Annotated in this window: 12 protein-coding genes; all 12 read right to left on the minus strand. The window is 73.0% G+C overall.

Translation table 11 applies throughout. From position 1 onward, the window contains the following. Positions 1–30: 30 nt before the first annotated feature. Complete coding sequence (locus AB0950_RS28500) at positions 31–1,251, minus strand: cytochrome P450 (protein ID WP_366779691.1); 1,221 nt, start codon at positions 1,249–1,251, stop codon at positions 31–33. A gap of 94 nt (positions 1,252–1,345) precedes the next feature. Beyond that, positions 1,346–2,014, minus strand: a complete 669-nt coding sequence (locus AB0950_RS28505) for a response regulator transcription factor (RefSeq protein ID WP_366779692.1) — start codon at positions 2,012–2,014, stop codon at positions 1,346–1,348. Next, positions 2,011–3,366 carry a histidine kinase gene (locus AB0950_RS28510; protein ID WP_360154320.1) on the minus strand — a complete coding sequence of 452 codons (1,356 nt, stop codon included), beginning with the start codon at positions 3,364–3,366 and terminating at the stop codon, positions 2,011–2,013. Before AB0950_RS28510 ends, AB0950_RS28505 begins: the two co-directional genes overlap by 4 nt. Positions 3,367–3,470: 104 nt before the next feature. Beyond that, positions 3,471–4,373, minus strand: a complete 903-nt coding sequence (locus tag AB0950_RS28515) for an alpha/beta hydrolase (RefSeq protein WP_360154323.1) — start codon at positions 4,371–4,373, stop codon at positions 3,471–3,473. A gap of 201 nt (positions 4,374–4,574) precedes the next feature. Next, a complete protein-coding gene (kynU, locus tag AB0950_RS28520; protein ID WP_366779693.1) occupies positions 4,575–5,768 on the minus strand; it encodes a kynureninase in 1,194 nt (397 codons plus the stop codon). After that, a complete protein-coding gene (locus AB0950_RS28525; RefSeq protein ID WP_360154329.1) occupies positions 5,761–6,609 on the minus strand; it encodes a tryptophan 2,3-dioxygenase family protein in 849 nt (282 codons plus the stop codon). Before AB0950_RS28525 ends, kynU begins: the two co-directional genes overlap by 8 nt. A 145-nt stretch (positions 6,610–6,754) precedes the next feature. Beyond that, the gene (locus AB0950_RS28530; RefSeq protein ID WP_366779694.1) at positions 6,755–7,168 is read right to left on the minus strand and encodes a DUF3151 domain-containing protein; all 414 of its coding nucleotides are present in this window, start codon (positions 7,166–7,168) and stop codon (positions 6,755–6,757) included. 64 nt (positions 7,169–7,232) lie between these two features. Further along, complete coding sequence (locus AB0950_RS28535) at positions 7,233–8,696, minus strand: MFS transporter (protein WP_366779695.1); 1,464 nt, start codon at positions 8,694–8,696, stop codon at positions 7,233–7,235. A gap of 68 nt (positions 8,697–8,764) precedes the next feature. Continuing rightward, a complete protein-coding gene (gene fbaA, locus AB0950_RS28540) occupies positions 8,765–9,787 on the minus strand; it encodes a class II fructose-bisphosphate aldolase (RefSeq protein ID WP_360571781.1) in 1,023 nt (340 codons plus the stop codon). 144 nt (positions 9,788–9,931) lie between these two features. Further along, positions 9,932–10,480: an orotate phosphoribosyltransferase gene (pyrE, locus tag AB0950_RS28545; RefSeq protein ID WP_360154341.1), complete on the minus strand. Its 549-nt coding sequence runs from the start codon at positions 10,478–10,480 to the stop codon at positions 9,932–9,934. A gap of 10 nt (positions 10,481–10,490) precedes the next feature. After that, positions 10,491–11,279, minus strand: a complete 789-nt coding sequence (locus tag AB0950_RS28550; protein ID WP_366779696.1) for an aldose 1-epimerase — start codon at positions 11,277–11,279, stop codon at positions 10,491–10,493. Positions 11,280–11,350: 71 nt separating this feature from the next. Then, positions 11,351–12,151: an SRPBCC domain-containing protein gene (locus AB0950_RS28555; RefSeq protein ID WP_366779697.1), complete on the minus strand. Its 801-nt coding sequence runs from the start codon at positions 12,149–12,151 to the stop codon at positions 11,351–11,353. Positions 12,152–12,188 lie beyond the last annotated feature (37 nt).

Below are 12,188 nucleotides of genomic sequence, written 5' to 3' on the forward strand. Positions count from 1 at the left end.
GCGCACCGGCGGCAGCCGTCCGATGCTTGCTCAGCGCACCTCCACGCTGAGCCCTTCCAGCCCCCTGATGACGAAGTTCGGCTTCCGCCGTGGTTCCGCCGCCAGGGCCAGGGTCGGGGCCTGCCGGAGGAGGGCGGTCATGGAGGCCGCGAGTTCGATACGGGCCAGCGGGGCGCCGATGCAGTAGTGGATGCCCGCGCTGAAGGAGATGTGCGGGTTGTCCCCGCGGGTGAGGTCCAGGCGGTCGGGGTCGGTGAAGACGGCCGGGTCGTGGTTGGCGGAACCGAAGAGCATGGCGATCTCCGCGCCCCTGGGGATCGTCGTGCCGTCGATCTCGATGTCGTCCAGCACCCAGCGTTCGAAGAGCTGGAGCGGGGTGTCGTAGCGCATCAGCTCCTCGACCGCCGACGGCACCAGGGAGTGGTCGGCGCGCAGGGCGGCGAGCTGGTCGGGGTTGCGGAACAGGGCCCACCAGCCGTTCACGGTCGCGTTGACGGTCGCCTCGTGGCCCGCGTTGAGCAGCAGCACCGCCGTGGAGATCATCTCCTGCTCGGTGAGCCGGTCGCCCTCGTCGTGCGCCGCGATCAGCCCGGAGACGAGGTCCTCACCGGGTTCCTTGCGGCGCGCGGCGATCAGCCCTCGCAGGTAGTCCGAGAACTCCACCGACGCCCGCACCGCCTTCGCGGCGGTCTCCTGTGACGGGTTCAGCTCGTACATCCCGCAGATGGCCGCCGACCAGGGGCGCAGCAGGGCACGGTCCGCCTCGGGGATGCCGAGCATCTCGGCGATCACCGCCACCGGCAGCGGCTCGGCCACCTCGCTCAGCAGATCGCCGCCGCCTTTGCGGACGAGCGCCGCCACCAGCTCGTCCGCCAGGGCGTGGACGTACGGCCGCAGCCGCTCCACCGTGCGCGGCGTGAACGCCTTCGACACCAGCCGCCGGATCCGGGTGTGGTCCGGCGGCTCCAGGTCGAGCATCCCGTGGTCGTTGAGCGTGTGGAACGGCTCGTGCTCCGGCGGGGGCGCGGTCCGGCCGAACTCCTCGTGCGAGAACCGGTGCAGGTAGGTGCGGCCGAGGCGCCGGTCCCGCAGCAGCGCCGACACGTCCGCGTGATGCGGCACCAGCCACTGCTTCGTGGGCTCGAAGTACAGCACTCTGCCGCGCGCCCGCAGCTCGGCGTAGGCCGGATACGGGTCGGCGACGAACGCCGGGTCCCACGGATCGAAGGTCAGGTCGGAGCTGCCAGCCATGCCGGGACGCTAACGCGCCGGGATGGGGTGTGACCAGGGGCTGATGTCACCCCGGCAGCTGCCCTCATCCGGCTGGTTCCATCAGGCGCGGTGGTCAGCCAGGTGTCACCAGGCGGGCCTCGTAGGCGAAGACCGCTGCCTGGGTGCGGTCTCTCAGGCCCAGTTTGACCAGGATGCGGCTGACGTGGGTCTTGATCGTCGACTCGGCCACCACCAGGCGTTCGGCGATCTCCGCGTTGGACAGGCCCTGGGCGATCAGGACCAGGACCTCCGTCTCGCGTTCCGTGAGGTCGCCGTAGGCCGCTCGGGCCGCCGGCGGGATCGGGCGCGGGGGGTCCGCGAGGCGGGAGAACTCCGTGATCAGGCGCCTGGTGACCGAGGGCGCGAGCAGGGCCTCGCCGGCGGCCACCACGCGTACGCCGTCGGCCAGTTGGCGGGCCGAGGCGTCCTTGAGGAGGAAGCCGGAGGCGCCCGCCCGCAGGGCCTGGTACACGTACTCGTCCAGGTCGAAGGTGGTCAGGACCAGCACCTTCGCCGCCGCGTCCGCCGCCACGATCTCCCGGGTGGCCTCGATGCCGTTCAGCTCGGGCATGCGGATGTCCATCAGCACGACGTCCGGGGCTAGTTCACGGACCCGCTCCACCGCCTCCCTTCCGTTGACGGCCTCGCCGACGACCTCGATGTCCGGCATCGCGTTCAGCAGGACCGAGAAGCCCTCGCGGACCATCATCTGGTCGTCCGCGATCAGTACGCGGATGGTCATGCGTCCCCTTCGCTCACGGTGGCCGCCGGCACCGGCAGGAACACCGTCACCTCATAGCCCCCGTCCGGCGACGGGCCCGCCGTCATCTCGCCGTCCAGCATGGAGACCCGCTCCCGCATGCCCGTGATGCCGTGTCCGGCGCCGGGCGACGGTTTGACCAGCCGCGGGGCCGGCGGCGGGGTGTTGACCACGCGCAGGCCCAGCCCGCCGAGGACGTAGCCGATCTCCACGCGGGCGCTCGCCCCCGGCGCATGGCGCAGGGTGTTGCTGAGGGCCTCCTGCACGATCCGGTACGCCGACAGCTCCACCCCCTGCGGCAGTTCGCGCACCGCGCCCGTCACCGCCTTCTCCACCGTCAGCCCGGCCTCCCGCACGTTGGCGAGCAGTCCGTCCAGGTCGGCCAGGGTCGGCTGCGGGGCGTCCGGCGCCTCGTAGTCCTCGGCGCGGACGACGCCGAGGACCCGGCGCAGCTCGGTCAGGGCCGCCACCGCGTTCTCCCGGATCGTGGCGAACGCCTTCTCCAGCTCCTCCGGCGGATTCTCCACCCGGTAGGGCGCCGCCTCCGCCTGGATGGCGACCACCGACATGTGGTGGGCGACCACGTCGTGCAGTTCGCGGGCGATCGTCGTGCGCTCCTCCAGGAGGGTGCGCCGGGAGCGTTCGTGCGCGGTGACCGTCTGCTGCGCGGTCACCTCCTGCGCCGCCTCCCGGCGTATGTGCCGGACGGTGACCACCAGCAGGAGCACCGCCGACAGGACCAGCATCTGGGCCACATCGGTGTCACCGTGCCAGGGGCCGAGCACGCTCGCGGCGAAGGAGCCGTACACACCGGTCAGCACCCACATCCAGGCCGCCGTGCGCGGGCGGGTGCGTACCGCGACGACCGTGAGCACCACCAGGTGGGAGACGAAGCTGCTCGGCGGCCACGGCCGGCCGACCCACTCCTGCTCGCTGAAGACCGCCGTGACCGTGGAGGCGGCGAGGGACAGCCAGAAGGCTCCGGCCGGACGCACCAGGGTGAGCAGCACCGGCGCCAGGGCCAGCAGCCCGCACAGCAGGGACGGCACCCCGGAGTCGCCCCCGCGCGTCAGACCGATCAGCGCCGCCACCAGGCCGAGGACGACGACCACCGCGTGCGGCGCCCAGGTCGCGTACTCCTGCATACGGCCGGACCGGCGGCGCACGAAGGGGCTGTCGGCGCCGAGCCGGGGCAGCGGGCGGTAGGCGAAGGCCTCGTGGAACAGGTCCTGGCGCAGCCCGCTCAGCGCGTCCGCGGCCAGCCGGTACTCCGGGCTGCGCGGCCTGCCGGCCGCGCCCCGCGGTGTCGTCTGCGTGTGCGTCGTCTCGGTCACGTGGAAAACGGTAGGCGGCGGCCGGGGTCGCGGTCGTCCCCTTGCAGAGGGGTTCTCACGGGTCCCTCTCAGGTACTACGGGCCAAGCCAGTACTACGGATCGCCTACCACGCCAGTTGGGCGATCTCCTCCGCCACGACCGCGCACGCGTCCGCCGCCGGGTCGATCAGGGGGAAGTGGCCGACGTCCTCCAGGAGGGTCAGGCCCACCATCTCACCGGCCTTCGCCGCCGCGTCCACATAGGACTCGGCCACCGTCTGCGGCACCTCCAGGTCCGCGCGCCCCTGGACCAGCGTCGTCGCGATGCCCGTCGGGAGGAGCAGGACGGGGTCGGCGTACGGGCGGCGTTCGGCGAACGTGTCGTGGCCGCCGAGGAGTTGCAGGCTCGCGTGACCGCACACCTCCAGCTTCTCCGCCACCTCGAAGTCCGCGATCGGGGCGAGGGCGACGACACCGCGCAGCGGGACCGGCCGGTCGGTGCGCCAGGGGGCGTCCGCGGGCAGGAGATGGCGGGCGGCGGCCCACAGGGCCAGGTGGCCGCCGGCCGAGTGGCCCGTCAGCACCGTGCGGCGCGGGTCCGCCTGCGGGAGCGCCTCGCGGGCCAGGGCGGGCAGCGCGTCCAGGGCGGCGGCGACGTCGTCGAAGGTGTCGGGCCAGCGGCCGGCCGGCGGGGGGACGCTCCCCGCTTCCGTCCCCGCGTTCTGCCCGGGGATCAGCGGTTCGCCGCCGCGCCGGTACTCGACGTTGGCCACCGCGAACCCCCTGCGGGCCAGAAAGTCCGCGAAGGGGGTGAGGTGCCGCCGGTCGTAGCGGGCGCGCCAGGCGCCGCCGTGCAGGACCACCACCAGCGGTGCCGGGGAGTCCGCGGCGGTGCGGGGCGCGTAGAAGTCGATCACCTGGTCGGGGTGGCTGCCGTAAGCGGAGCTGGCGTCGGGGTCGACCGGGGGGTGCGAGAAGGCCGATTCCTCTTCGGCGGCGGCGCGGGCTGCTGCGGCGTCGTCCGGCATGCTCCAACCTCTCAGCGATGGAACGTGGTTGGCGATGGGACCCGTTGGGCGTCTGGTCACCAGTTCGCCGTTGGGCGGGACGGTATCAGGCCGGTGACGTGCGCGGACACGGGGATGTCACGCACGGTGAGGGACAAACGGTCCGGTACGGGGCCTGAGGGTGCGGTTCCCGCGCGGCCCCGCACCCTCAGGCCCCGCTCCCTACGCCAGTTCCTCCCCCAGGATGCGGGCCGCCCGCTCCGTGTCGGCGAAGCCGACGTACAGCGGGGTGAAGCCGAAACGGAGGACGTCGGGATGCCGGAAGTCGCCCACGACACCCCGGTCGATCAGGCGTTTCATCACCTCGCCCGCGTCGTCGCAGCGCAGCGCGACCTGGCTGCCGCGCTCCTCGTGGCGTTCCGGGGTCACGCACTCCACGCGCCCCGGCTCGGTGTACGCCCGTACGCAGCGCAGGAAGAAGTCCGTCAGCGCGAGGGACTTGGCGCGGACGGCAAAGACGGACACGCCGTCCCAGACGTCCAGGGCCGCCTCCAGGGCCAGCATGGACAGGATGTCCGGGGTGCCGACCCGGCCGCGCAGCGCGCCCGGCGCAGGGGCGTACGACGGGCTCATGCCGAACGGGTCGGTGTGCGAGTTCCAGCCGGGCAGCGGCGAGTCGAAGCGGGGCTGCAGGTCCCGGCGGACGTACAGGTACGCCGGTGAACCCGGGCCGCCGTTCAGGTACTTGTAGGTGCAGCCGACCGCCAGGTCGACGCCGTGCTCGTCCAGGCCGACCGGCAACGCGCCCGCGCTGTGGCACAGGTCCCAGACCGCGAGGGCGCCGGCGGCGTGGATCGCGGCGGTCATGCCGGGCAGGTCGTGCAGCCGGCCGGTGCGGTAGTCGACGTGGTTGAGCAGCACCGCCGCCGTACGGCCGCTCAGCGCCTCCGGCACCTCGGCCGGGGTCACCGCGCGCAGGGTGCGGCCGGTCAGGCGGGCCGCGGACTCGGCGATGTAGCCGTCCGTGGGGAACGTCGTGGCGTCCACCAGGATCTCGGTGCGGTCCTCGCCCGCCATCCGTACGGCGGCCACAAGTGCCTTGAAGACGTTGACGCTTGTGGAGTCGCCGACGACGATCTGCCCGGCCGCCGCGCCGACCAGCGGGGCGATCCGGTCGCCGATCCGCTCGGGCGCGGTCCACCAGCCGCTGTCCTCCCAGGAGCGGATGCGCAGCTCGCCCCACTGGCGGCGGACCACGTCGGCCACCCGGTCGGGGACGTTCGCGGGGAGCGCGCCGAGGGAGTTGCCGTCGAGGTAGACCACGTCGTCGAGGACGAAGCGGTCGCGGAGCGGGGCGAGTTCGTCCGCCGCGTCCAGCTTCTCCGCTTCCAGGGCCGGTTCGGACAGTTCAGACATGGGACCTCGCCGTCCACAGCTCCGGGAAGACGTTCTTGCGGGCGCGCTTCTCCAGCCAGGCGACGCCGGCCGAGCCGCCGGTGCCGGGCTTGGCGCCCATCGCGCGGCGGGTGGCCACCAGGTGGTCGTTGCGCCAGCGCCACACCAGTTCGGCCACGTCGGTCAGCGCCTCGCCGAGGCGGACGAGTTCGGCGTCCTGGTCACCGGCGTAGACCGCCGCCCAGGCCCGCTCGACCTGGTCGGAGGGCTCGTAGCGCTGCGAGACGTCCCGGTGCAGGACGGACCCGGGGATGGCGTGGCCGCACCGGGCCAGCAGCCGCAGCGCCTCGTCGTACAAGCTCGGCTCGTGCAGCGCCTTCTGAAGTTCCGCGTGGGCGCGGGGGGCGCCGCGGTGCGGGACCAGCATGGACGCGGACTTCTCGCCGAGCAGGAACTCCATGCGCCGGTACATCGCCGACTGGAAGCCGGAGCCCTCGCCGAGGGCGGACCGGTAGGAGTTGAACTGCGCCGGGGTGAGCTGGCCGAGCGGTGTCCAGGAGGCGTTGAGCGCCTCCAGTTCCCGTACGGAACGCTTCAGCGCGGCGATCGCGGCCGGTACGTCGTCACCGCGCAGGGCGGCCGCCGCGGTCTCCCACTCGTGGACGATGACGGTGAACCACAGCTCCATCACCTGGGTCGTGACCAGGAAGACCATCTCTCCGGGATCGTCGGAGAGGGTGTGCTGGAGGTGGGTGAGCACGTCCGCCCTGACGTAGTCCTCGTAAGGCGTCGTGCCGGCGAAATCGAGATGCGGAGTCTCGGGCTCCTGAGTCTGTGTGGACTGCTGAGCCGGTTGGGACATCGCTGTCTCCTGTTGTAGCTCCGGGTAGCGGTCCGCCCCTGCCGATGCCGGCACGGGGGCCCCGGTCCCCACCGGCATCCTCCGCAATGGACCCCGGATACGGCAAGGCCCGCCTGTGCCAGACGGGCCACACCGGCACGTGGGGCTAGCCCAGGGTCTGGGCCGCCGTCGGGGAGGAGTCCTTCAGGAACTGGGTGCAGCGCTCGTACTCCTCCTGCTCGCCGATCGCCTGCGCGGCGCGGGCGAGGGCATGCAGGGCGCGCAGGAAGCCGCGGTTGGGCTCGTGCTCCCAGGGCACGGGACCGTGGCCCTTCCAGCCGCTGCGGCGCAGGGCGTCCAGGCCGCGGTGGTAGCCGGTACGGGCGTAGGCGTACGACTCCACGACCGCGCCGCGCTCGAACGCATCGTCGGCCAGCTGGGCCCAGGCGAGGGAGGATGTGGGGTACTTGGCGGCGACGTCCGCGGGGGCGGCGCCGGCGGCGAGCTGCTCGCGGGGCTCGGGGTCGTCGGGGAGGTGGGTGGGGGGCGGGCCGCCGAGAAAGTTTTCGTGGATGGTCATGGGTCCAGTCTGGCGTACGCGGGTGACAGGCGCGGGGTGCCGGCCCCCGGGCCGGTCCCGGTCGCTACGACGGCTGCCCCCGGCGCTCTCCCTCCAGAGGCGGCGCCGTCACGTTGCCGTGCGTGCGGCAGTCCGGGCGGCGGCAGCCCGGCGGTGGGCGGCGCACCAGGGCGAAGGCCAGCAGGGAGCCGGCCACGAGCACCCCGGCGCAGATCGGCATGGCCCGCCGGAAGGCCGCGTCGAAGGCGGACGGGACCCGGTACGCGTCCGGGCCCATCCCGGCCAGCAGGGGCAGGGCGGCCACCGCGACCAGGCCCGCCGCGCGCGCCGCCGCGTTGTTGACGCCGCTGGCCAGGCCCGCCCGGGAGGCGTCCACCGAGGCGAGGACCGTGGCGGTCAGCGGCGCGACGAGGGTCACCATGCCGGCGCCCATGACGAGGACGGCCGGGAGCACGTCGGCGGGATAGGACGCGCCCTTGCCCACCCGCAGCATCAGCAGCATCGCGGCCGCGCACAGCAGCGGGCCGACCGTCAGGGGCAGGCGCGGTCCCGTCCGGTCGGCCAGGGCGCCGGAGCGGGAGGAGAGGAGCAGCATCAGGGCCGTCGTCGGCAGCAGGGCCGTACCGGCCTTGAGCGGGGAGTAGCCCGCCACGACCTGGAGCTGGAGCGCGGTGAGGAAGAAGAAGCCGCCGAACGCCGCGTACACGCACAGGGTGACCAGGTTGACCGCGCTGAACTGGCGTGAGGCGAAGACGCCCAGAGGGAGCATCGGGTCCGGGCGGCGCCGTTCGACCAGCACGAAGGCCACCGCGGCCGCCAGGCCCGCCGCCGCCGTCAGGGCCACCGTCAGTGCGCCCGCCCTCGCCTCGATCAGCGCGTATGTCAGCAACGCCAGGGCCAGCGCGCCCAGCGCGGCGCCGAGCACGTCGAAGCGGGCGTGCCTGCCGCCGTCCGCCGACTCCGGGACGTGCCGCAGCGCCACCGGTACGCACAGCAGCGCCAGCGGCACGTTCAGCAGGAACACCCAGCGCCAGCCGGGCCCGGCGACCAGCCAGCCGCCGAGGAACGGGCCGACCGCGGCCCCGATCCCGCCGAACCCGGACCACAGGCCCACGGCCCGGCTGCGGTCGTCGGGGTGGAAGGACGCCTGGATGATCGCCAGGGAGCCGGGGGTCAGCAGGGCGCCGCCGACGCCCTGCAACGCCCGCGCGGCGATGAGGATCCCCGCATTCGGCGCCAGGCCGCACAGCAGGGACCCCGCCGCGAACCAGATCACGCCCAGCACGAAGATCTTCCGGCGGCCGTAGTGATCCCCGAGCGAGCCGCCGAGCAGGATCAGACCGGCCAGCGTGACCATGTACGCGTTGACCGTCCACTGCAGCGCGGCGAGGCTCGCGCCGAGGTCGTCGCCGATGCGCGGCAGCGCCACGTTGACGACGGTCGAGTCCAGCAGCGCCATGCTGGAGCCGAGGACCGTGGTGAGCAGGATCCACTTGCCCTGGGAAGAGGCCAGCCGGACATCGGGCACGTCCCAGGTATACAGCGGCCCGGCGACCGAGGACAGCCGCCGGGCCCGGTGCGGAACGGACGTACCGCTTACTTGATCTTGTTGCCCGCCGAGCGCAGGTGCTGCGTGGCCTGGACGACGCGGGCGGCCATGCTCGCCTCGGCCAGCTTGCCCCAGGTGCGCGGGTCGTAGGCCTTCTTGTTGCCGACCTCGCCGTCGACCTTCAGGACGCCGTCGTAGTTCTGGAACATGTGCGCGGCGACCGGACGGGTGAAGGCGTACTGGGTGTCGGTGTCGATGTTCATCTTCACCACGCCGTTGTCGAGCGCGGTGAGGATCTCCTGCTCGCTGGAGCCGGAGCCGCCGTGGAAGACGAAGTCGAACGGGGAGGCCTTGCCGAACTTGGCGGCGACGCCCTCGTTCAGCTCCTTCAGCAGCTCGGGGCGCAGGACGACGTTGCCCGGCTTGTACACGCCGTGGACGTTGCCGAAGGACGCGGCCAGCAGGTAGCGGCCCTTCTCGCCCAGGCCCAGGGCCTCGGCGGTGCGGATCGCGTCGTCGACCGTGGTGTAGAGGGAGTCGTTGATCTCGTGGGAGACGCCGTCCTCCTCGCCGCCGGTCGGGGTGATCTCCACCTCGAGGATGATGTTCGCCCGGCGGGCCTGCTCCAGCAGCTCCTGCGCGATGGCCAGGTTGTCGGCGAGGGTCTCGGCGGAGCCGTCCCACATGTGGGACTGGAACAGCGGGTTCCGGCCGGCCTTCACGCGCTCCTCGGAGAGCGCGAGCAGCGGACGCACGTACCCGTCGAGCTTGTCCTTCGGGCAGTGGTCGGTGTGCAGCGCGATGTTGACCGGGTACTTCTCGGCGAGGATGTGCGCGTACTCGGCGAGCGCGACCGCGCCGGTGACCATGTCCTTGCTGTACTGGCCGCCGAGGAACTCGGCACCGCCGGTAGAGATCTGGACGATGCCGTCGCTCTCCGCCTCCGCGAAGCCGCGCAGCGCCGCGTTCAGGGTCTGGCTCGAGGTGACGTTGATGGCCGGGTAGGCGAACTTGCCTGCCTTCGCCCGGTCGAGCATCTCGTTGTAGACCTCGGGGGTTGCGATGGGCATCTGTCCGCTCCTTGTGTTGCGGGTTGGGGTTGTGCGTTACGGCCCTGACCTAGACCTGAGGGTTTCGACGCCGTCGTCGTCCCCATCTTTCCAGACATGGACCGCTGGTCCATGCGCCGGACAAGTCCAGGTCACTCCGCGTCGTCAGTCCAGACCCAGTTCATCCTTCGAGAAGGCGAAACGGTACGGAACGCCCGCACCGGCCTCGATCTTCTCCGCGGCGCCGGTGGCCCGGTCCACGATGGTCGCGACGGCGACGACCTCGGCGCCGGCCTCCCGCACGGCCTCCACGGCGGTGAGCGGCGAGCCGCCGGTGGTGGAGGTGTCCTCGACGACCAGGACCCGGCGGCCCCTGATCTCCGGGCCCTCGACCCGCCGCTGCAGCCCGTGCGCCTTCGCGGCCTTGCGTACCACGAACGCGTCGAGCCTCTTCCCGCGCGCGGCGGCGGCGTGCAGCATGGCCGCGGCCACCGGGTCGGCGCCCATGGTCAGGCCGCCGACCGCGTCGAACTCCAGGTCCGCGGTCAGGTCCAGGAGCACCTGGCCGACCAGCGGGGCGGCCTCGCCGTCGAGGGTGATGCGGCGCAGGTCGACGTAGTAGTCGGCCTCCAGACCCGAGGAGAGGGTCACCTTGCCGTGCACCACGGCCTTGTCCTTGATCTGCTGCAGCAGCGCGCCGCGTACGTCCGTCATGCCGACCAGCTTAAAGGCGCCGCCAGCTCCAGGCGGTGCTCGCCTCCAGCGGCTCCAGGGGCGTGACCAGGCGCGGGGCGGTGTTCAGGCCGTTGGGCGGGCCGGTCTGCGGCTCCACGCAGACGGCCTCGGCCTGCTCGTCGTAGACCACCACCCACTCCTCCCGGCTGGTCACCTTCAGCTCCAGCTGCCCCGGCCAGGTGAGGCTGACGTCGACGCCGCCGGGCATGCCGAAGCAGTCGTCCCAGGGGCCGGGCGCGGGGTCGATCCGGTTGCCGGTGGGCAGATGGTCCTCGCCGCGCTCCTCCTGCCAGGCGGGCTTGAAGTCGAGGGCCACGTCCTCGCCGCCCAGGTTCCGGTTGAACCAGGGGTGCCAGCCGATCTGCGCCGGGAAGGAGTCGTCGCGCGCCTCCACCGACATGGTCAGGGTCAGGCTGTCCTCGGCGAGCGTGACGACCTGGGTGACGCGGCCGGGGTGCGGCCAGGGCTCGACCAGGTCGTACGTGAGCACCGCCTCGTTCTCCGCGACGCGCGCGGTGCGCCAGGCGCCGTCGCGGGCGGTGCCGTGGATGGCGTGGGGCGGGGAGTTGAGCGGCATCTGGCGGACGGCGCCGCCGTCCAGGAAACGGCCCTCGCGGATACGGCCGCACCAGGGCACCATCGGGAAGCAGCCGTAGCGGGGCCCTTGCCTCAGCAGTTCCAGGGAGCCGATCCGGAGGCTGCCGACGCGGCCGCCGCCCGCGGGGCTGACACGTACTTCCGCTTCGCCTGCGGTCAGCGTGATGTCTTCGTTGCTCACGGGACGACACTACTGGGGGAACCGGCCCCGGTTGCGGCTGCGGGCCGCAGCGCCTTAGGGGGCGCTTGCGCTCAGCGGCGTTTGCGCAGGGCCCGGGTCACGACGATCGCCGACGCCACCGCCAGTGCCGCCGCGGGCGCCGCCCAGCGCAGGGCCGAGCTCGCCGTCACCGTCTGGGGGGCCGGCACCGGGGCGTAGCGGCCCCGCGGGGGTGCGTGGTCGACCTCCTCCGCGCTGCGGCCGATCATCGTGCGGCGGGCGTGCGCGGCCTCGGCGGGCGGCTCGCCGGTGTCGGCGAAGTCCTCGGACAGGCCGCCGGCCGGGGTGCCGGCGGCCACGTCCTCGTCGGCGGCGGCATCCAGGGACGGCGGGGGGACCTCGGTGTCGAAGACGGACGTGTGCTCCTCTTCGGGCGTGTGCTCCTCTTCGGGCTCCGGCGCCGCTTCCGGCTCCGGTGCCGTCGCCAGGTTCTCCAGGAAACGGTTCAGCAGGCGGGTCGCCGCCGCGTGCACCGTGTCCGGCGGGAGTTCCGCGATACGGCCGTCCGCGTCCGCCGTGCCCTCGGCCGTGACCGTCGTACCGCCCTCGGTGTCCGCGAGGCGCAGGGTGAGGGCGAGCTTCACGGCGCCGGTGCCGCGGGCCTCGGTGGCGTCGGCCTCGACGGCGTACGTGCCGTCGTCGCGGGCCACCACCCGTGCCGTACCCCGGTAGGTGACGGAGTGTCCGCCGACGCGGAGCTTCAGGCGCCCGGCGACGGGTTCGGCGCCGGCGTCCTGTTGCAGGCCGGGCAGCGCGCGGGCGACGCGCACCGGGTCGGCGAGCGCGACGCCGAGCTGGGCGGGCGGGACCGGGACGAAGACCTGGTGCTCCATGTCCGCTGAGCCTACCCAGGTGTCCCCGGAAAGTACC

It is taken from the genome of Streptomyces sp. NPDC007189 (assembly GCF_040703635.1).
Classification (GTDB): domain Bacteria; phylum Actinomycetota; class Actinomycetes; order Streptomycetales; family Streptomycetaceae; genus Streptomyces.

Coding starts and splice junctions, on each gene's coding strand:
- AB0950_RS28500 (WP_366779691.1), bottom strand. CDS start 1,251: ATGGCTGGCAGCTCCGACCTGACCTTCGATCCGTGGGACCCGGCGTTC.
- AB0950_RS28505 (WP_366779692.1), bottom strand. CDS start 2,014: ATGACCATCCGCGTACTGATCGCGGACGACCAGATGATGGTCCGCGAG.
- AB0950_RS28515 (WP_360154323.1), bottom strand. CDS start 4,373: ATGCCGGACGACGCCGCAGCAGCCCGCGCCGCCGCCGAAGAGGAATCG.
- kynU (WP_366779693.1), bottom strand. CDS start 5,768: ATGTCTGAACTGTCCGAACCGGCCCTGGAAGCGGAGAAGCTGGACGCG.
- AB0950_RS28525 (WP_360154329.1), bottom strand. CDS start 6,609: ATGTCCCAACCGGCTCAGCAGTCCACACAGACTCAGGAGCCCGAGACT.
- AB0950_RS28530 (WP_366779694.1), bottom strand. CDS start 7,168: ATGACCATCCACGAAAACTTTCTCGGCGGCCCGCCCCCCACCCACCTC.
- fbaA (WP_360571781.1), bottom strand. CDS start 9,787: ATGCCCATCGCAACCCCCGAGGTCTACAACGAGATGCTCGACCGGGCG.
- pyrE (WP_360154341.1), bottom strand. CDS start 10,480: ATGACGGACGTACGCGGCGCGCTGCTGCAGCAGATCAAGGACAAGGCC.
- AB0950_RS28555 (WP_366779697.1), bottom strand. CDS start 12,151: ATGGAGCACCAGGTCTTCGTCCCGGTCCCGCCCGCCCAGCTCGGCGTC.